Consider the following 19,880-nt stretch of genomic DNA (forward strand, 5'->3'; position numbering starts at 1 on the left):
AAATGTTATTATAACGTGAATTGTTAACTTTTAAAAGAATCTTCTGAATTTTCAGTGATGATAAACTAAAAAGAAAAAGCCATCCAAAAGATGACTTTTTCATTATTATAAAATAGTAATTGCTTGTTTTCCCATTTGCTCCCAAGCTTTCTCAAATTCTGCTCGCGGAACAGCCAAACGTGGATTATTTTTAAGAGGATCATTTACATATACAAAGTTTTGATCATATCCAATTACTACTGCACTATGCTCATAATATGTAATTTTCACTTCGCCTGAACTCGTATTCCATGTTTCAAAACTACTTTCAGCTAGCGGCTTAAACGTCGTATTAATAATGACCCATACCGGAGAGCCTGAACTAATTACTTTATATATATCTTGCATGTCTCTACCTGTTAAATTAATTACTTTTTCAGGAACATATTTTTCTGCTAAATCAAAGATTGGTTTATTGTACACACCATATCCAGGCTCTGCCTTTGTATAAATATTTCCCACAAATCCCTCGTAAGGATTTCCACGCAAACCATTTTGTTCAAATGGAACACGATGAATTTCGCTAGCAAGTTGCATCTTATCTACTTGTACACCTTTATATTGCAGCAACATAGCTAAACTTGTCACTTCACATCCTCGAGGTAATTCTGGTAATTGTTTAATAAACGGAACATCTTCAATCATAGCTGCTTCTTTCATTTCAGATAGAAATTCTAGGCGTAGAACTTGCGCCTTTTGCATGATTTTATCTTTCCCTATAAAAAACGCAGCAGCAATTATAATCCCAAAAACAAAAAGATATTTTAACTTTTTCATTATAAACAAAACTCCATTAATTATTATTTTACAGATACAACTCTTATCATTGTACCCTTCTTCTTACTAGTTTGCTAGAAAGATCATGTGAATTATCGCTCATAGAATGAATTATAAAAATTCTAATTATTTTTAATAAAAAGAAAAATAAATATACATTTTCAGAATATTTTGCTAAAATCAAAATTGTTAACATAGTGAAGATATCACCATGTTAACAAACATTCTTAGAGTATTTAGTCATAGTTCGTTTTTTTACATACTCCATTCATTTCATAGCAAATAAACCGAGTGTGTGTTGCATCCCCCACTAATGATTAAAAACTCAGAATAAAACGAAGTTCACACATTCAAGAAAATACGGGGTGAGGGCATATGAATCAACAAATTGAACAAACAGATTTAAAACGAACAATGAAAAGTAGACACCTATTTATGATTGCACTCGGCGGTGTTATCGGAACCGGGCTATTTATGGGATCTGGTCAAATTGTCCATAATGCCGGACCTGGTGGTGCTATTCTTGCATTTTTAGTCGGTGGATTTGTTATGTATTTAACGATGTTATGTCTTGGTGAATTATCCGTTGCTATGCCAGAAGCAGGTTCATTCCAAAGTTATGCAAGCAAATTCATTTCACCTGGTTTTGGATTTGTTGTTGGTTGGATGTATTGGTTAAATTGGGCTGTTACAGTTGGCGTGGAGTTAACAACTGTAAGTATTTTAATGAAACGCTGGTTTCCAGACGTTTCTTCCTGGATTTGGTGCGTTACATTTGCAGCAGCACTCTTCCTTGTAAACGCTTTATCAGCAAAAGCATATGCAGAAGCAGAGTTTTGGTTCGCAAGTGTAAAAGTCGCGACAATTGTTATTTTCATCGTGCTTGGTGGTGCTGTTATGTTCGGTCTACTAGACTTCAATGGAAAGCCAGCTCCAATGCTTCATAATTTCACTGAAAATGGTGGGCTATTTCCAAACGGTGCATTAGCTGTTCTTCTTACGATGATTACAGTAAATTACTCCTTCCAAGGAACAGAATTAATTGGAATCGCTTCAGGAGAAAGTGAAAATCCTGAAAAAACAATTCCAAAAGCAATAAAAAATACAATTTGGCGAACTCTCTTCTTCTTCGTCTTAGCGATATCAGTTGTTGTAGGTTTACTCCCATGGCAAGAGGCTAATCTAGTCGAAAGTCCCTTTGTACTTGTATTTGATGTAGCCGGTGTCCCATATGCAGCAGACATTATGAACTTTGTTATTATTACAGCTGTATTATCCGTTGCTAACTCTGGTCTATACGCAAATTCTCGTATGCTGTGGGCGATGGCAAAACAAGGAATGGCAAGTCCAGCATTTACGAAATTAACTAAGAAAGGTGTACCGCTAAATGCATTAATTTTCAGCCTAATTTTCGCTAGCCTGTCCTTACTAACAAGTGTATTTGCGGCAGATACTGTCTTTCTAGTTTTAACATCTATTGCAGCAATGGCTGCCGTTGTAGTTTGGATGTCAATCGCCGCTTCACAGTTTTCTTCCGTAGAAATTTCGTGAAAAATGGTGGCGACATAAATGATTTAAAATATCGTACACCGCTCTATCCACTCGTTCCAATCGTAGCGTTCTCGCTCAATTTCATTACATTTGTTAGTTTGGCTTTCATTCCAGATCAAAGAATTGCTCTTTATTGCGGCATTCCATTTATGATTATTTGTTACATTTTATACCCAGTTAAATATAAAAAAATTGTCACACTTGAACAGCCACGAACTGTCACACAAGAAATAAACTAAATATACAAAATATTCAGCTATCTTTCTTATCATAAGATAGCTTTTTTCTATTTCTTGGATATCCTGGTATAACTTTATTTATCTTAAAATTTTCACAATCACGTTTTTCTCTGGAAAATAGTTTACAATGTAATCAAGTTACAAATGATATTCACCTTAAAAAGTGTGCATTTGTGTCTATTTTTTAACAATATATCAAAAACTATTGCCTTCTATAAATTAATAGGTTTATATTGTTTTATTGGCATAGTTTCAATCCAAGGAGAAAGGAGATTTTCAATCGTGCAACTAAAGAAAGCGTTTTGGAAGTTGGCTTCACTTCTTCCGTTATCATTACTTCTGTTCCTCGGTGGCTGTGATAAAAAACTCGCAGTATTAAATCCGCAAGGACCTGTTGCAAAAGCACAGTATGATTTAATTGTTTGGTCATTCTTGCTTATGTCATTAATTATCGCAATTGTATTCATTCTGTTTACAGTCATCTTGATTCGTTATCGTGAAAAACCAGAGAATATGGACTATGAGCCACCTGAACAACACGGTAACACATTACTAGAAATTATTTGGACGCTTGTTCCTGTTATTATCGTTATCGCATTATCGATTCCAACAGTAAAAGCAACTTATGCTTCGGAAGAGGTTCCGAAAGAGTCCGAACATATTAAACCAGTTGAAATTTATGTTACATCTGCAAACTGGAAATGGTTATTCAGTTACCCAGAGGAAAAAATTGAAACCGTTAACTATTTAAACATCCCAGCTGGTGTACCAATTCAATTCAAACTGACTTCTGTCGGCCCAATGAATGCTTTCTGGGTACCAGAACTTGGTGGTATGAAGTACACAATGGATGGCATGATTATGGATCTTTATTTACAAGCTGATAAGCCAGGTTCTTACCTAGGCCGTAGTGCGAACTTCTCTGGTGAAGGATTCACACACATGGAGTTCGAAGTTGAAGCAAAAACTAAAGAGAAATATGACAAGTGGGTTAAAGAAGTACAAGAAACTGCTCCTAAACTAACAGAAGCTAAGTACAACGAAATTGTTAAACCTGGTGTAGTTGGTCGTATGACATTCTCTAGTCACCACTTAAGTTATGTAGATCCAAAATCACTTGAATATTGTGATTACAACTACTACAAAAACAAAAAATAATAGCTATTATTCCAACAGATTGGAGTGAACACAGTGAAGCTTGATGAATTCTTTGTCACAGGTGACCCGATTATTTACGGTGCAGACGCTTCTATCGTTCTTGTGACATTAGCAATCATTTTCGTACTAACAAAGTATAAAAAATGGAAATGGCTTTGGGACGAATGGTTAACAACTGTTGACCATAAAAAAATCGGAGCTATGTATATTATTTCTGCGGTTATCATGTTATTCCGTGGTGGTATGGATGGTTTAATGATCCGTGCACAATTAACATTCCCAGAAACAACTTATTTAAACGCTGAACACTATAACGGGATCTTTACAACACATGGTACAGTAATGATTCTTTTCATGGCAATGCCATTCGTTATGGGATTAATGAACCTTGTAGTACCATTACAAATTGGTGCTCGTGACGTTGCATATCCGTTCTTAAATGCTTTAAGTTTCTGGTTATTCTTTGTCGGAGCAATGTTATTCAACATCGCTTTCGTAATCGGTGGTTCTCCAGACGCTGGGTGGACTTCTTACTTCCCAATGGCAGGTACAGAGTTTACTTCAGGCGTAGGAAATAACTACTACGCAATTGCATTACAGATTTCAGGTCTCGGTACGCTAATGACCGGTATTAACTTCCTTGTTACTATCTTAAAAATGCGTACACCTGGTATGACTTTAATGAGAATGCCAATGTTTACTTGGTCAATCTTAATTACAACAATTATCATTATTTTCGCTTTCCCAGTATTAACAGTTGCTCTTGCATTAATGACATTTGACCGTCTATTCGATGCTCACTTCTTTACGATGGCGAGCGGCGGTATGCCGATGTTATGGGCCAACCTGTTCTGGGTATGGGGTCACCCTGAAGTATATATCGTTATTTTACCGGCATTCGGTATTTTCTCTGAAATCATTAGTACATTCTCACGTAAGCGTCTATTCGGTTACAGTGCGATGGTATACTCAATGGTTGCAATTTCTTTACTAAGTTTCGTCGTATGGCTTCACCACTTCTTCACGATGGGTGCAGGTCCAGCGGTTAACTCATTCTTCTCGATTTCGACAATGGCGATTTCGATTCCAACCGGGGTTAAGATCTTTAACTGGTTGTTTACACTGTATAAAGGACGTATTCGTTTTACAGTTCCAATGCTTTGGTCATTGGCATTTATTCCAAACTTCGTAGTCGGTGGGGTTACAGGGGTTATGCTTGGAATGGCAGCAGCTGATTATCAATACCATAACAGCTACTTCCTAATCGCTCACTTCCACTACGTATTAATCGCAGGTACAGTATTCGCTATGCTTGCTGGATTCACATTCTGGTATCCAAAAATGACTGGTCATATGTTAAATGAACGCCTAGGTAAATGGACATTCTGGATCTTTATGAGCGGATTCAACATCTGTTTCTTCCCAATGTACTTCTTAGGTTTAGACGGTATGACTCGTCGTATGTACACTTACTCTGAAAGTCTTGGATGGGGATGGCTAAACCAAATCGCATCTGTTGGTGCGGTAATGATGGGTATCGGCTTCCTACTTCTTTGCTACAACGTAATTTGGAGTGCACGTCACGGTGAACGTGACACAACTGGAGATCCATGGGATGGTCGTACACTTGAATGGGCAACTCACTCTCCTGTACAACATTACAACTTCGCGAAGCTTCCTGAAATTAAAGAAGCTGATGCTTTCTGGTACATGAAAAAACGCGGAGAAACAGTTACACCAGCAGCAGAAGATATCAAACCAATTCACATGCCAAGTAACTCTGGTGTGCCTATTATTGCGTCTGGATTCTTCGGTCTTGCAGGTTTCGCATTAGTATTTAGCTGGTTCTGGCTTGCAGCAATCGGTGGAGTTGGTATTTTAGCTTGCTTAATCTATCGTTCATTCGATTATGATGAAGGTTACTATATCAGTGTTGATGAAATTAAAAAAACAGAACATATAGCATGAGAGGTGAAATGACATGGCGGCTTTAGATAAAAGCTTACCTTTGGAATATCAATCCGAACAAAGCAGATTGAATATCCTAGGATTCTGGATTTTTCTTGGGGCTGAAATTATGCTGTTCGCAACACTTTTCGCCTCTTATCTAGTCCTTGCTGGTCGTACGGCAGATGGCCCAACACCAGCGCAACTGTTTGAACTTAAAACGCTTTTAATTCAAACATTACTACTTTTAACAAGTAGTTTCACATGTGGTATCGTAATTCACGAAATGCGTAAGCACAACCAAAAAGCGATGCTTGGATGGTTCGTCCTTACATTACTTTTAGGTGCAGGTTTCCTATTCTTCGAGATTGAAGAATTCATTATGTATATTGGTGAAGGTGCAACAATTCAAACAAGTGCCTTCTTATCTGGATTCTTCGTTCTTCTTGGAACGCATGGAGCCCACGTAACAGGCGGTATCATTTGGGCAATTTGTGTTATTATCCAAATTTTAAAACGAGGTTTAACACCAGTTACAGCTCGTAAAGTATTCATTATCAGCTTATACTGGCATTTCCTCGATCTTGTTTGGGTCTTTATTTACACACTAGTTTACTTGAACGGGATGGTGGCGTAAATGGGTCAAAATAACAACCAAGCAAACGGACATGCGCATAGCGGATTCCCTTGGTCACACGTTTTCGGATTTATTTTATCGCTTGCATTAACGTTCCTAGCGTTATACGTGGCACTTTACACAACATTGCCACTTTCAACAGTCCTAACAACTATTATCATAATGGCTGTTGCGCAAGCGTTGTTACAATTAATTATGTTCATGCATTTAAAAGAAGGAGAAGGAAGAGTTCAAATTCTTACAATGATATACAGTTTCTTCGTTGCAACTGCAACAGTTGGTTTAACTGTATGGATCTTCTTCTCAATGTAATGTACATGAAAAAGCCTGCTGAGATTCCTCAGCAGGCTTTTTTTATCCCCCCTATTACATCCACATTACGGAATTAACAGCATAATCATGAAAAATATACTTATTATGACAAATGTTAAGAAAAGTCTTTCTTTATGAAATCGAATCCATATGCGTTGCTTTTCTACCTATTATATGGCTAAATAGGTACTATATTTATTTGAAGGGAGAGAACGCAATGGAACATCATACTTCTGTTCTATCACTTATGGTTGTCGTTGCAATCGCGTTTTTCGTTCCCCTTTTGTTACAACGCTTTAAATTAAAAGCACTTCCTGTGGTCGTTGCAGAAATTATTGCAGGAATCTTTGTAGGTAAAAGTGGGTTTAATATTATTGAGCCAGATATATGGCTTCAAGTTTTATCAACATTAGGATTTATCTTCCTTATGTTCTTAAGCGGTTTAGAAATTGATTTTTCTATCTTTAAACAAAAAGGGAAAAAGAATACGACAAACGAGCCAAATACATTTCAAGCAGCAAGCATTATCTTCTTATTTATTTTCATCTTGTCTTATGCCCTATCATTACTATTCGTATGGCTAGGATTCGTAGATAATGCAATGTTCATGACTTTAATTATTTCAACTATTTCTTTAGGTGTTGTTGTACCAACATTAAAAGAGAACAACCTAGGAAAAACTGCAATCGGACAAATCATTTTATTAGTTGCTGTTATTGCAGACTTAGTTACAATGATTTTACTCGCTGTTTTTGTCGCATTAAATTCCGAAAGCGGTCAGAGTATGTGGCTCTTACTTATTCTATTCGGTGCCGGTATTGTCATTTACTTTATTGCAAAACGCTTTAAAAACATTCCATACTTAGATAGTTTAAAAGCTGGTAGTGTACAAATTGATACACGAGCTGTTTTTGCACTCATTTTAATCTTAGTTGGGTTATCGGAATCTGTTGGAGCAGAAAATATTTTAGGCGCCTTCTTAGCAGGTGTACTTGTATCGTTATTATCACCAAATGAAGATATGGTGGAAAAACTTGATTCTATCGGCTATGGTTTCTTCATCCCTATTTTCTTCGTAATGGTTGGTGTAAATCTAGAGGTGTGGTCTATTTTCAAAGAACCTTCTAGCATGCTAATGATTCCAATCTTAATTGTAGGACTCTTTATTTCGAAACTCTTACCATCACTCGTCTTAAGAAAATGGTATCCACGTAATATCGTACTTGGAAGTGCAATCTTATTAACATCGACACTTTCTCTAGTTATTGCGGCTGCACAAATTGGTGAAAAACTGGAGATCATCAGTCCAAGTTTATCTGCCTCTCTTATTTTAAGTGCAGTTATTACTTGTATTTTTGCACCTATATTGTTTAAAAAAATGTTCCCAAAAGTAGAAACACCAAAACCAAAAGTAGCTATTATTGGCGCGAGCAGAATTACCCTTCCGTTATCACTAGATTTAAAACGAGAAGATTATGACGTAACGCTATATATGATGCGTCAAAACAAAATAAATGATGAAGAAGCGAAATCACATGACTTCCCTATCGTGAAATTAGATGACATCACAATCGCATCATTAACTGAACAAACAGCATTTGATGCAGATCGCGTCGTTGTTGCAACAAGCGATGATGAACAAAACTTATTATTGGCAGAACATGCAAAAGAGCTAGGTGTTGAACATGTTATTGCAAGTGTAGAAGATCCACTTCTACAAGAAAAAGCAACGCAAGAACATATCGCTGTATTCTCAACAATTAACTCTACACGTATTTTATTACGTGCACTTATTGATAAACCTAGTCTCGTTCGCTTAATTACAACAGCAAACGAAACAGTACGTGAAGTTGAACTGCGCAGCAATAAATATAACGGCGTTGCGCTTCGCCGCCTCCCGTTTTTAGGTGATGTACTTGTCATTCAAATCTACCGCGGTAACAAAGCATTAATACCACATGGTGATACAAGACTACAACACGGTGACACATTACTTGTAACAGGTTCAAAAGAACATATCGATACACTAAAAAACATATTAGAGTAAAAAAATGCCCCTCACATAATTGAGGGGCATTTTTTTAACTTTATATGGTAAAATGTTACTATCACATATTATGAGGATGGATCACATTATGTCTATTGTAACTTTAGCTCTTTTATTATTAGCAGAAATACTCGTTGCCATTATTCTCATCGGTGTTAGTATTGAGATTTGTAGTTACGGATGGAAAAAATCGAATGGAATAAAATATTCTTGCCTCCTACTTTCACTCCTTCTCGGAACTGCTAGCATACTCGGACTTCTCGCCGCACCTGCTTATTTCTTTATACAATTAACAGAAAAAGCCTTATAAGAAAGGATGTTAATATGATTATCGTGAAAAATATTGAGGGATCCGAAACTTACGTATTACGTCAAAAAATTTTACGCCCCAATCAAACATTAGCAGATTGTAAATATCCTTCCGATTATGAAACAGACACCTTCCACTTAGGCGCATTTATAAACGATGAACTAATTAGTATCGCTTCCTTCTCAAAAGAAATATATCCTGACCTACCAGCCGGTATTCATTATCGTCTACGAGGAATGGCCACATTACCTGAGTTTCGAAACAACCACGCTGGAAGCTCCTTAATTCAGAATGCAAAACAAATCTTACAAGAGCGTCAAGCAAATATGTTATGGTGTAATGGCCGAATTACTGTAGCTGACTATTACAAGCGCTTAGGCTTTCAGGAACATGGTGAAATTTTTGAAATTGAACCAATTGGCCTTCATAAAGTTTTGTATAAAAAGATATAAGAAAAGCTTTCCTCAATACGGGAAAGCCTTTCTTATATTTTAATCTTCTCTTTTTATTTTTTTCATATATATGTATATAAACAAACTAGGAACTAAAAAACAAGCAAACATAATAAGTCCTGTCATACTAATTTCCTTTATCGAAATATCTGGTGTTACAACGATACAAATAGCTAAAATCCCAATAATAATACCCACTGGAATGAATAATAGCTTCATAAAATAACGCCGCGACACTCCGCCCGTATGCTCATACACTTCCACTGAATTTTTCAGATTTAAAAAGTTAATAATTATTATCCCGCCCATAAATACCATTAATAAATCTGAAACACTTTCATATCCTGCCCCTTGCAAGACATAGCGGTAAAAGACGATAGCTAGTATGACGATGTTTTGTAAGATGAAAGCTAATCTAATATGTTTTAACCCTTCAATCATTAAACGTTCATCTTTCACGATTTCCATCCTACCACTCCTTTTCCTCCCAAAATAAATCATTCAACGTTTTATCTACTGCATAACAAATTTTTAAACATAAATCTAAAGATGGATTGTATTTCCCCTTCTCAATTAAACTAATCGTTTGCCTTGTAACGCCTACTTTTTCTGCTAATTGTTGCTGTGTTAAATCTAACTGAACACGTGCGACTTTTATTTTACTTACAGCCATTCATGTTCCTCCTCTATCTATATTGTAACATATATATTCCATTAAGTAATTTATATTTTACGAAACCAATTAAGTTTTCATCTTATCCCGATTGGTGCGGGCTAATACACAGTGAGGATATCCCCTACTGCCCATAGTTTCACTTTATTATACACAAAAAGGGAGCCTCCCATAAGAAGGCCCTCTCCTATATTTATATTATAAGAATAAATGACATCCAAATAAGAATGCAAATAAGTATAGTAATGGATGTACTTCCATCCCTTTACCCTTCACAATTTTCAAGACTGGATATACTAAAAATCCAATTGCGATTCCATTTGCAATACTAGATGTTAACGGAATACCTATAAAAATTAAAAATGCTGGTAACGCATCTTCAAATTCATTCCAATTAATATCTCGAATGCTTTGTGCCATTAAACTACCTACTATAATTAATGAAGGAGCTGTAATAGCGGCTACACTTGATAAAGAAGCAATAACAGGACTAAAAAATGCCGTTATAATTGTTAGACCAACAACTACAATCCCTGTTAATCCAGTTTTACCACCTGCAGCAATACCTGCTGATGATTCAATCGTCGCTGCTGTTGGGCTTGTTCCAAAGATAGAACCTGTAGTCCCGCCAATTGCATCTGCAATAAACGCTTTACCAAAACGCTTCTCTGTATTGTCTGTAATTAAACCTGCTTGTTTAATTAAACCGAGTAATGCACCTGTTGTATCGAATAAAAGTACAAGTAAAAATGAAAATACAACGCCGTATAATCCGTATTCAATTACATCTGAAAAGGCATTGATTGGGTTTGAAACGATGATACCCTCTGGTAAATGAGGCATCGCCATAATTTTATCAGCAAACTTCAATTGCCCTGTAAAGAAGGCAATAATTCCTGTCACAATCATACTAATAAATAATGCACCGCTCACACGCAATGTCATTAATACCGCCGCTAATATTAAACCAATTAAAGTTAAAATAACAGCTGGAGAATGAAAATCACCAATCGTAACTAAATTAGACGGATGATCCACGATAATTCCAGAAAGGCGCAATCCAATAAAAGCAATAAATAGTCCAATTCCACCTGCAATTGCATGCTTTAAACTATCAGGAATTGCTAAAATTAACTTTTGCCTAAACGAAGTAAAAGATAATAAAAGAAAAATAATCCCCGTTACAAATACAGCTGAAAAGGCAACTACATATGTAATCCCTTCTGCCTTCTGTACAACAGAATAAGCAAAATATGCATTCATTCCCATAGCTGGAGCAATAACAATCGGGTAATTCGCGAAAATCGCCATACCTACTGTTCCAACAACGGTTGCAATAATTGTTGCTGTAAACGCTTGGTCAAATGGTACACCTGCATCAGATAATATTTTTGGATTGATGACAAGAATATACGCAAATGTAAAAAAAGTTGTGATGCCAGCTAAAAACTCTTGCTTCACAGAAGTGTTATATTTTTGTAATTGAAACATGCTTATGTACCCTTCCTACACCTGAATTATTATCACACATTCTTTTTCTTACTAGTATGTGAGAAAATATAATACTTAATCTTAACAATCAATAAAAAGAAGAGTCAATATATTCCCTAATAGTTCGAATTTTAAGTTTAAGTCTGACAAGTGCAGATGTAGTACAGTTCATTATGATTATTTTTGTAGCATAACAGATAGAAATGTTTTATAATTTGGAATAGTTAAATATTTAGTAAATGCATTCAAATATCGTTCACTCTACAAGGGGGATTCTTCTTATGCAGCACACAAACAAATCTGGAACTTTAAATCGTGGTTTAAAAGAACGACATATTACTTTAATGTCACTAGGCTCAGCTATTGGCGTTGGGCTATTTTTAGGATCCGCTTCCGCCATTAAACTAGCAGGTCCTTCTATTTTGCTAGGCTATATGATTGCCGGTCTCGTTATTCTTTTCATTATGCGAGCGCTTGGGGAAATGGCAATTGAACAACCTGTTGCTGGTTCTTTTAGTAAATATGCATATGATTATATTGGACCACTCGCTGGTTATATTACTGGTTGGAATTACTGGTTCTTATGGGTTGTTACTTGTATGGCTGAAATTACAGCAGCTGGCATTTACATGCAGTACTGGTTCCCTGATATCCCGCGCTGGACTTGGGCATTACTTGCTCTATTATTAATGAGCGCTTTTAACTTCTTATCGGTAAAAGTATTTGGAGAACTTGAGTTTTGGTTTGCTCTCATTAAAATTGTCACAATTATCTGTATGATAGTAGTCGGAGCTGGTATTATTTTATTCGGATTCGGAAACGGTGGTATCGCTACTGGTATTTCAAATCTTTGGTCACATGGTGGCTGGTTCCCAAATGGATTTTCTGGGTTACTACTCTCCATGCAGATGGTACTATTCGCTTATTTAGGCGTTGAATTAATCGGTGTTACAGCTGGTGAGGCTCAAAATCCGAAGAAAACACTCGCAAAGGCAATTGATAACGTATTTTGGAGAATTCTACTCTTTTACGTTGGGGCATTATTCGTTATGATGGCAATTTATCCATGGAACGAACTTGGTGAGAAAGGCAGTCCATTTGTATTAACATTCCAGCAAATTGGTATCGCAAAAGCAGCAGGTATTATTAACTTTGTCGTATTAACAGCAGCTCTTTCTTCTTGTAACGGTGGTTTATTTAGTACAGGCCGTATGCTATATACATTAGCTCAGCAGAAAAAAGCTCCTGAAAGATTTGGTCGTTTAAATAAAAATGGCATTCCAAGCCAAGGAATTGTAGCAACTGCTATCGTTTTACTCATTGGTGTTATATTAAACTATCTCGTACCTGCAAAGGTATTTACATGGCTTACTAGCATTTCAACTTTCGGCGCAATTTGGACTTGGGGCATTATATTAGTTGCTCAAATTAAATTCCGTAAAAGCTTGCCTACTCAAAATAAACAAAGGTTATCGTATAAAATGCCTTTATACCCATTAAGCTCATATTTCTCACTCGTTTTCCTTATATTAGTATTAGGTATAATGGCGTATTCAGAAGATACACGAATTGCATTGATTGTTGGCCCAATTTGGCTTATCGGCTTAGCAATCGTATATTACATGAAAGGGTTTCATAAGATTGATGAAACACCTAACTCAAAAATTAGTTAAGCAAAACATCCCTTCCTTATTACTTGGAAGGGATGTTTTTATATCTATATAAATATTTCTCAACATAATTCACGGTATTTTTACAATCTTTTAATATTTTTTATGTTTTCCGTCTTTATTTTTACAGAAAAATAAATTACATTATTAAAGCACATATATTTATTATTAGGGGGATTCTTCTATGAAGAATAAAAAATGGATTACATTTTCTTTAGCAACAGCAATTACACTAAGTATAGGGACTTCGTTCATACCGTCTACTTATGCCGAAAGCTCTGTAGACCCAGCTCCTGAAATTGCTGCAAAAGTTGTAAATCAAAACAATGGGAAGAAAGTATTATTTGATAATACACACGGTCAAACTGCTGGGACAGCTGACTGGGTTATTGACGGCGGCTTTTCTGACTTCGGAAACGGCATTGCAAAAAACGGATATCACGTAAAGGAACTTCGTAAATCAACACCTATTACGTACGAAGATTTAAAAGATTACAATGTATTTATCGTTCCAGAAGCTAATATTCCTTACAAAAAATCTGAGCAGGACGCTATGTTACAATATGTAAAAAATGGTGGTAGTATCTTCTTTATTGCTGATCATTACAATGCAGATCGTAATAAAAATCGCTGGGACTCTTCTGAAGTATTTAATGGATATAGACGCGGTGCTTGGGATAATCCAGCAAAAGGAATGTCTAATGAAGAAACAAATTCACAAGCTATGCAAGGAGTAGAAAGCTCTGATTGGCTCTCTGACAACTTCGGTATTCGCTTCCGCTACAATGCACTTGGTGATGTTTCAGCGAAAACAATTGTATCGCCTGAACAATCTTTCGGAATTACAAAAGGTGTTTCGTCTGTAGCAATGCATGCTGGTTCTACTCTGGCAATTACAAATCCAAAACTAGCAAAAGGACTTGTTTACCTTCCAGAAAATCCATCAAAATGGAATAACGCTGTTGATAGCGGCGTTTATAATGGCGGTGGTATTGCAGAAGGCCCATATGCTGCAATTGCAAAAGTAGGACTTGGAAAAGCTGCCTTTATTGGTGACTCTTCTCCTGTTGAAGATGCTACGCCAAAGTACGTTCGTGAAGATTCTGGCCAAACAAAGAAAACTTACGATGGTTATAAAGAAGAAAACGATGCTATCTTATTAGAAAACATCGTAAATTGGTTATCAAATAAAGAGACATTTACAAGTTTAGATCAAGTAAATGGTTTACAACTTGATTCACCTACAGCTCTACAAACATTTGAACAGCCAAGCTTATCAACAGAACCACAACCTGAACCTTGGAGTGCACCAAATGCAGGTTATCAATGGTTTAATACAAATACTTTTAAACCAGGTTCATACGGTTATAACGGTGCGGTAACAACAAGCGACTACGTCGTTACACACCCTAGCATTCTACCAAACAATGAAATTTTCCAAATGAAGATTCAAGTAAACAACTTACTACCTAATACAACTTATAACAACTATTCTTTAGGTATCTTCACTACTGGTGGAACACAAGTGGCTAAAGTACAAAATGCAAACGGCACTTGGCCATCTACTTTTGGATATAGTAGTGCATTTTCTTTCACAACAAACAGCTTAGGCTCTGCTGAGAAAGTTGTAAATGTACAGATTGATTCAAATACAGTTGGACAAGCAACGCTTCGTCTACGCCAAAATACAACAACGAAATATAATGAAACTGTAACAATTAATAAGAAATAATAAAAAAGGCAATCCATACATGGATTGCCTTCTTCTCACTTCTCTTCCTTCGAGAAAAACATTCTTGAAATAACGATACCTATACTACCGACGATTAGGAATAACACTGCCCTAATCATCATCGATACCTCTGGTAAGTCAAGTAAGAATAACTTCCCTACCGTTACGACTAAAACGACTAAACCAGCATATAATATTTCATTCATATTTCTATTTCTTCCAAACCAAACCGCAAATAATGCATATACCATCCATAATAACGATACTGATACACTAATTACGCTTCCATCTGTAGATAAAACTTCACCGATTCTCGTAATTGTAATAAATACAATTATCATAAACCAATAGAGCACTATAGAATACATATATTTGCCGAAGCTCGCTAATACTTCTTTCGCTTCTCTCATGCAATAATAGAACGTTCCTATTAAAATAAGATGAGCAACAAAGCCTGCCGAAATAAATTGATCAAACGGGCTAAAAATAGTCTGTATCATTCCAATTGCGTAAACCGTCGCACTAACATACAATTTTATCTGTTGTTTTACTTTAATAGAAGTGACCATGCCGAGGAAACCTTGTAATAATAGTACAATCGCTGCATTCACTAAACTATACTCATATAAAATTGCTAAACTAAATGCTCCCATTGCGAAACCAAATAAGAGATTTGTAAATGTAGAATGTCTATTTTTCCTATATTCAAATACGAACATAGCGGCATGCACGATTGCACTAATAATTAATCCCCATGTTGTAAAATCATGTATTTTTGAAATAGCTAGTATAAAGAACACTGCATTTGCACTAAATATCGCCAAACGTGGTTCTAGTATAAAACTTCTCTCCGTAAACATATGCCAAAATAATAGTAAATGAATCAAACCATATACAATCGTTAACTGTACTTGCAAGTTCTCTACTAACATTGACATAACAGCAAAGAAAACGAAAAGGACAATGGCAGCAACAGCGTAAGAAATCATATATAAGTATTTATAACGATTTTTCAACGCATACCATAATAAACTAAGTGTTAATACTGTCTCATATCCAAAGAAAATATAAGGATTAGGAGTCGTACTATTTAACAAGAATGGTACGAAGAACGCTCCGACCGCTCCGAAAATAGTGAGATATTCCGATTGATATCTTTTCGCTAAATAAATACCTAAAATAACCCATGCAATATTACAGAGAAATGCGACACTTGCCGGAATAAATCCATATAAATAATGTGCTGCAAACGTTGTTAGAACAATCCCGGTAATACTTCCTCCAGCTAATACTAACCCTAACGCCTGCCGCTCTCTTTTAATTTGAATATCTCCTATATAATACAATCCGATAGATAATACGATACCAAACACAATTCGTATCGCTGGTGTTAATAAGCCAGCATCTACCCCTGCTTTAAATAACCAGATCACTCCAAGCAACATAATACCGACAAATACACGCGGTAACCATGTTTGACAAAACTTAATAATATTAAATGGCTCTGGTTTAAAAGCAGATATATCTACTTGTTTTACCTGACGTTCTTGCAAAGGCTCTTTTATCTTAACTATTTCTTCTTTTGGCTTTTCCTCCATTACCGTTTCAATATATTCTTTCTTGTTCTTACTAACATGTTGCTGAGCGTTTTCTACTTCTATTTCCCTTTGCTTCACTTTTAATTCAGCAAGTGCTTCTTGAATTGTTTCAATTGCCGTTTCGAGTGCTTCTATTTTCTTATCAAAATCCTTCTTCATACGCTCCCCCCTCATTTGTAACTCTCATTAAACCTATATATTACCAATTATCTTTATCATACTCTTAGTCTATTCATTTTCAATAGTATTTTTTCCAAAAAAGAAAGGCGTCTTCCAAAATCGGAAAACACCTTTTTACTCAGTTATTCTTATTTAAAACAATGCTAACGATGAAACCGAGACACATGCCTACAATAGCTGGAACAATCCACCCAACACCTTCTGTATAAAACGGAATGTATTTTAATGCTGACGTCCACTGATTCATCATTACATTTTTATTTAAAATGTCAATTGCACTAAATATCGCTACAACCAAAACAGTTACTGCATATACGTATGCATACTTTCCAATATACTTATGGAATAACCCTAGAATAATAAGAGTTAATGCAATTGGATAAATAAATCCAAGAATTGGAACTGATACTTTTAAAATTTGCGTTAATCCTAAATTAGCTAAGATCATACTAACAACGCTTACTATAAATGCCCACACTTTATAAGATACTTTCGGAAATGCACTCGCAAAAAATTGACTACAAGACGTAACAAGTCCAATTGAAACACATAAACATGCGATAGTAAAAATAAGACCTAATAAAACGACTCCGCCCTCCCCAAATAATGTAGTCATAACTTGCGCTAACACTTTCGCACCGTTATCGAATGTTCCTAATGAGCCACTAATTGCCCCCACATATCCAAGGATGACATAAATAATCGATAATAATAATCCTGCCACAATGCCAGCAATACTCATATATTTCGCTAAACTTTTATCATCTTCAATACCTTTTGCACGTAATGCATTTGCAATAACAATTCCAAAGATTAAAGCAGCTAACGCATCCATTGTTAAATATCCATCTAAAAACCCTTGAAACATAGGAGCTTGTCCATAGTTCCCTATTGGTTCTTTCATATCTCCTACCGGTGTAAACATACTCTTTATAAAAATAAGTGCAATCATACATAATAATAACGGCGTCAATACTTTTCCAAACAACCCCATTAATTTAGATGGAGATAAACTTAACCAGTAAACAATACTAAAGAAAATAACTGTGTAAAACAACAATAGTCCGCTTCCTGCTTCAGGGAATAACTGACCTGGCCCCATTTCAAAAGCTAAACTTCCCGCACGTGGTATACCAAGCCCAGGTCCAATAAATACATACACGATACATGGAAAAATAATTGCAAATGAAGAATGAACCCTACCCGCTAACGTTTGAAAACTTCCTGCTTTTGCAATAGAGATAACACCTAATATAGGAAGACCTGTTGCTGATATAATAAACCCTACTAATGAAATCCAAACATGTTCTCCTGCTTCATACCCAAGGAAAGGTGGAAATATAAGATTCCCTGCTCCAAAGAACATAGAGAATAACATAAGGCTAATAAGTAAAATTTCTTTTTTCTGTAACAATTTCATTTCTTTCTCCTTCTTTAATTTCATCTTTTATGAAATCAATTTCACATATAAAAAAAGTACAATAACCCGCTTCCTTACAAAGAAAACATAGTCCATAGTCTATCACAAAAGAAACACCCATTCTATAGCTATTCCTCTTTTCCAATTTCTTCTGAAAAATCAACCTTTATTGACTTATAATAGTTAATAAGGTAAAATATTAAATATACAAAACTATTAACTTTGTTTTTGTTTGTGTCAGGAGGAAAATAACATGGAATCAGCGATACAACTAGAAAGAGAACAACAAAGAAAAAAGAAACATCCTCCAGGTTTATACTTACTCTTCTTTACAGAAATGTGGGAAAGATTTAGTTACTATGGATTACGAGGATTATTAACATTATATTTAACGACAGCTTTAGTAAGCGGTGGTCTTGGGTTTAGTCCCGCATGGGCACTCTCTATTTACGGATTTTATACTGGAGCCTGTTATTTCACACCAATGATTGGTGGATACTTAACAGACCGTTTTCTAGGTAGACGAAAAGCAATCACAATTGGTGGTATAACAATGGCAATCGGTAACCTTACACTATTTGCCTTGCAAAACCAATTAGGTCTATACCTCGGATTAGCGCTTATTATTATAGGTAACGGATTCTTCAAACCGAACATCTCTACACTGGTTGGAGAATTATACGAAGAGAACGATCCAAAACGTGATAGTGCATTTACCATTTTCTATATGGGTATTAACGTCGGGTCATTTTTAGCTCCACTCGTTTGCGGATTTTTATCAGAAAATTTATTCAAAACAACAGTTGATGGCGTTGTACATTACGGATTCCGTTACGGTTTCTTAGCCGCTTCAATCGGAATGATCATTGGACAAATTTTATTTACAACACTATCAAATCGCTTCCTTGGTAATATCGGTAAGAAACCAACTCGCGATTTACAAACAGCTACTGGACAACCATCAGTAGGAGATACACCGTTAACAAAAAAAGAAAAACAACGTACCGCAGTTATTGTCATTTTAACATGCTTCGTTGTCTTCTTCTGGGCTGGCTTTGAACAAGCTGGTAGCTCATTAACATTATATACAAACAAATTTGTAGACCGCTCTGTGTTCGGATGGGAAGTTCCAACATCTTGGTTCCAATCGGTCAATCCATTATTTATTATTTTACTTGCTCCAGTCATTTCTGCATTATGGGCAAAACTTGCAACTCGCAAGCAGGGTGATTTAAAAATCCCAACTAAAATGGGACTTGGTATGATCTTACTCGGTATCGGTTATATCATTCTCGTTATCGCTACATTAAAAACAGGTAGTGATGAACATAACATTACAGAAAAAGCAAACTTACTGTTTATCGTCTTTACGTATCTTTTCCATACGTTAGGTGAGCTATTCTTATCACCTGTCGGACTATCAATGGTTAGTTCGCTTGCTCCGGTAAAATTAGCATCTTTATTAATGGGTGTATGGCTAGCAAGTTCAGGTATCGCCAACATTTTAGGCGGACAACTTGCAAGCTTCACAACTTCACTTGGATACGCTGAAGTATTCACAGTTATTGGCGCTGTGGCAATTGTATTAGGCTGTGTTTTATTATTAATTTCTAAGAAATTAGTGAAATGGATGGATTAAAAAAGATG

The 19,880-nt window shown here is 35.8% G+C and carries 16 protein-coding genes and 1 pseudogene; 11 read left to right on the plus strand and 6 right to left on the minus strand.

Features of this window, described 5'->3' with window-relative positions; all coding sequences use genetic code 11:
• Window positions 1-105: 105 nt before the first annotated feature.
• A complete protein-coding gene (locus MR169_RS12930) occupies window positions 106-816 on the minus strand; it encodes a C39 family peptidase (RefSeq protein WP_000734482.1) in 711 nt (236 codons plus the stop codon).
• 375 nt (window positions 817-1,191) lie between these two features.
• Here MR169_RS12930 and MR169_RS12935 point away from each other — a divergent pair.
• From MR169_RS12935 to MR169_RS12970, 8 genes and pseudogenes are all read left to right on the plus strand, one after another.
• Window positions 1,192-2,606: pseudogene (locus MR169_RS12935) on the plus strand (amino acid permease).
• 282 nt (window positions 2,607-2,888) lie between these two features.
• The gene (locus MR169_RS12940) at window positions 2,889-3,764 is read left to right on the plus strand and encodes a cytochrome aa3 quinol oxidase subunit II (protein WP_001176162.1); all 876 of its coding nucleotides are present in this window, start codon (window positions 2,889-2,891) and stop codon (window positions 3,762-3,764) included.
• Between the two features lie 33 nt (window positions 3,765-3,797).
• The gene (gene qoxB, locus MR169_RS12945; RefSeq protein ID WP_000762367.1) at window positions 3,798-5,732 is read left to right on the plus strand and encodes a cytochrome aa3 quinol oxidase subunit I; all 1,935 of its coding nucleotides are present in this window, start codon (window positions 3,798-3,800) and stop codon (window positions 5,730-5,732) included.
• A gap of 13 nt (window positions 5,733-5,745) precedes the next feature.
• A complete protein-coding gene (gene qoxC, locus MR169_RS12950) occupies window positions 5,746-6,348 on the plus strand; it encodes a cytochrome aa3 quinol oxidase subunit III (RefSeq protein WP_000729317.1) in 603 nt (200 codons plus the stop codon).
• Complete coding sequence (gene qoxD, locus MR169_RS12955; RefSeq protein WP_000531386.1) at window positions 6,349-6,660, plus strand: cytochrome aa3 quinol oxidase subunit IV; 312 nt, start codon at window positions 6,349-6,351, stop codon at window positions 6,658-6,660. It abuts the gene before it with no gap.
• Between the two features lie 217 nt (window positions 6,661-6,877).
• On the plus strand, window positions 6,878-8,707 hold the full coding sequence (locus MR169_RS12960) for a monovalent cation:proton antiporter family protein (RefSeq protein WP_242319492.1): 1,830 nt from the start codon (window positions 6,878-6,880) through the stop codon (window positions 8,705-8,707).
• Window positions 8,708-8,759: 52 nt separating this feature from the next.
• Window positions 8,760-9,017: a DUF4022 family protein gene (locus tag MR169_RS12965; RefSeq protein ID WP_044129536.1), complete on the plus strand. Its 258-nt coding sequence runs from the start codon at window positions 8,760-8,762 to the stop codon at window positions 9,015-9,017.
• 14 nt (window positions 9,018-9,031) lie between these two features.
• Window positions 9,032-9,469, plus strand: a complete 438-nt coding sequence (locus tag MR169_RS12970; RefSeq protein ID WP_000587683.1) for a GNAT family N-acetyltransferase — start codon at window positions 9,032-9,034, stop codon at window positions 9,467-9,469.
• A gap of 39 nt (window positions 9,470-9,508) precedes the next feature.
• On the opposite strand, the gene MR169_RS12975 is transcribed toward MR169_RS12970, so the two are convergent.
• The 3 genes from MR169_RS12975 to MR169_RS12985 form a co-directional block, all read right to left on the minus strand.
• Window positions 9,509-9,937 carry a hypothetical protein gene (locus tag MR169_RS12975; RefSeq protein WP_242319493.1) on the minus strand — a complete coding sequence of 143 codons (429 nt, stop codon included), beginning with the start codon at window positions 9,935-9,937 and terminating at the stop codon, window positions 9,509-9,511.
• Between the two features lies 1 nt (window position 9,938).
• Window positions 9,939-10,142 carry a helix-turn-helix transcriptional regulator gene (locus MR169_RS12980; RefSeq protein ID WP_000301183.1) on the minus strand — a complete coding sequence of 68 codons (204 nt, stop codon included), beginning with the start codon at window positions 10,140-10,142 and terminating at the stop codon, window positions 9,939-9,941.
• Between the two features lie 198 nt (window positions 10,143-10,340).
• Entirely contained in the window at window positions 10,341-11,633 is a 1,293-nt protein-coding gene (locus tag MR169_RS12985) for an NCS2 family permease (protein WP_016117177.1), read from the minus strand.
• Window positions 11,634-11,914: 281 nt separating this feature from the next.
• Between MR169_RS12985 and MR169_RS12990 the strand changes: the two genes are divergently transcribed.
• Both MR169_RS12990 and MR169_RS12995 read left to right on the plus strand, forming a co-directional pair.
• A complete protein-coding gene (locus tag MR169_RS12990; RefSeq protein WP_242319494.1) occupies window positions 11,915-13,306 on the plus strand; it encodes an amino acid permease in 1,392 nt (463 codons plus the stop codon).
• A 181-nt stretch (window positions 13,307-13,487) separates the two neighbouring features.
• Complete coding sequence (locus MR169_RS12995; protein ID WP_242319495.1) at window positions 13,488-15,035, plus strand: DUF2194 domain-containing protein; 1,548 nt, start codon at window positions 13,488-13,490, stop codon at window positions 15,033-15,035.
• Between the two features lie 35 nt (window positions 15,036-15,070).
• Here MR169_RS12995 and MR169_RS13000 read toward each other — a convergent pair whose 3' ends face one another.
• Together MR169_RS13000 and brnQ1 are read right to left on the minus strand one after the other, a co-directional pair.
• A complete protein-coding gene (locus MR169_RS13000) occupies window positions 15,071-16,792 on the minus strand; it encodes a DUF2339 domain-containing protein (RefSeq protein WP_242319496.1) in 1,722 nt (573 codons plus the stop codon).
• Between the two features lie 139 nt (window positions 16,793-16,931).
• Window positions 16,932-18,233: a branched-chain amino acid transport system II carrier protein BrnQ1 gene (gene brnQ1 / locus MR169_RS13005; protein ID WP_016117175.1), complete on the minus strand. Its 1,302-nt coding sequence runs from the start codon at window positions 18,231-18,233 to the stop codon at window positions 16,932-16,934.
• Window positions 18,234-18,486: 253 nt separating this feature from the next.
• Between brnQ1 and MR169_RS13010 the strand changes: the two genes are divergently transcribed.
• A complete protein-coding gene (locus MR169_RS13010) occupies window positions 18,487-19,872 on the plus strand; it encodes a peptide MFS transporter (protein ID WP_000443146.1) in 1,386 nt (461 codons plus the stop codon).
• The last annotated feature ends 8 nt before the right edge of the window (window positions 19,873-19,880 follow it).

This window comes from Bacillus cereus group sp. BfR-BA-01349, from assembly GCF_022663795.1.
GTDB lineage: Bacteria > Bacillota > Bacilli > Bacillales > Bacillaceae_G > Bacillus_A > Bacillus_A cereus.

Coding starts and splice junctions, on each gene's coding strand:
- MR169_RS12930 (WP_000734482.1), bottom strand. CDS start 816: ATGAAAAAGTTAAAATATCTTTTTGTTTTTGGGATTATAATTGCTGCT.
- qoxC (WP_000729317.1), top strand. CDS start 5,746: ATGGCGGCTTTAGATAAAAGCTTACCTTTGGAATATCAATCCGAACAA.
- qoxD (WP_000531386.1), top strand. CDS start 6,349: ATGGGTCAAAATAACAACCAAGCAAACGGACATGCGCATAGCGGATTC.
- MR169_RS12960 (WP_242319492.1), top strand. CDS start 6,878: ATGGAACATCATACTTCTGTTCTATCACTTATGGTTGTCGTTGCAATC.
- MR169_RS12965 (WP_044129536.1), top strand. CDS start 8,760: ATGTTACTATCACATATTATGAGGATGGATCACATTATGTCTATTGTA.
- MR169_RS12970 (WP_000587683.1), top strand. CDS start 9,032: ATGATTATCGTGAAAAATATTGAGGGATCCGAAACTTACGTATTACGT.
- MR169_RS12975 (WP_242319493.1), bottom strand. CDS start 9,937: ATGGAAATCGTGAAAGATGAACGTTTAATGATTGAAGGGTTAAAACAT.
- MR169_RS12980 (WP_000301183.1), bottom strand. CDS start 10,142: ATGGCTGTAAGTAAAATAAAAGTCGCACGTGTTCAGTTAGATTTAACA.
- MR169_RS12985 (WP_016117177.1), bottom strand. CDS start 11,633: ATGTTTCAATTACAAAAATATAACACTTCTGTGAAGCAAGAGTTTTTA.
- MR169_RS12990 (WP_242319494.1), top strand. CDS start 11,915: ATGCAGCACACAAACAAATCTGGAACTTTAAATCGTGGTTTAAAAGAA.
- MR169_RS12995 (WP_242319495.1), top strand. CDS start 13,488: ATGAAGAATAAAAAATGGATTACATTTTCTTTAGCAACAGCAATTACA.
- MR169_RS13000 (WP_242319496.1), bottom strand. CDS start 16,792: ATGAAGAAGGATTTTGATAAGAAAATAGAAGCACTCGAAACGGCAATT.
- brnQ1 (WP_016117175.1), bottom strand. CDS start 18,233: ATGAAATTGTTACAGAAAAAAGAAATTTTACTTATTAGCCTTATGTTA.
- MR169_RS13010 (WP_000443146.1), top strand. CDS start 18,487: ATGGAATCAGCGATACAACTAGAAAGAGAACAACAAAGAAAAAAGAAA.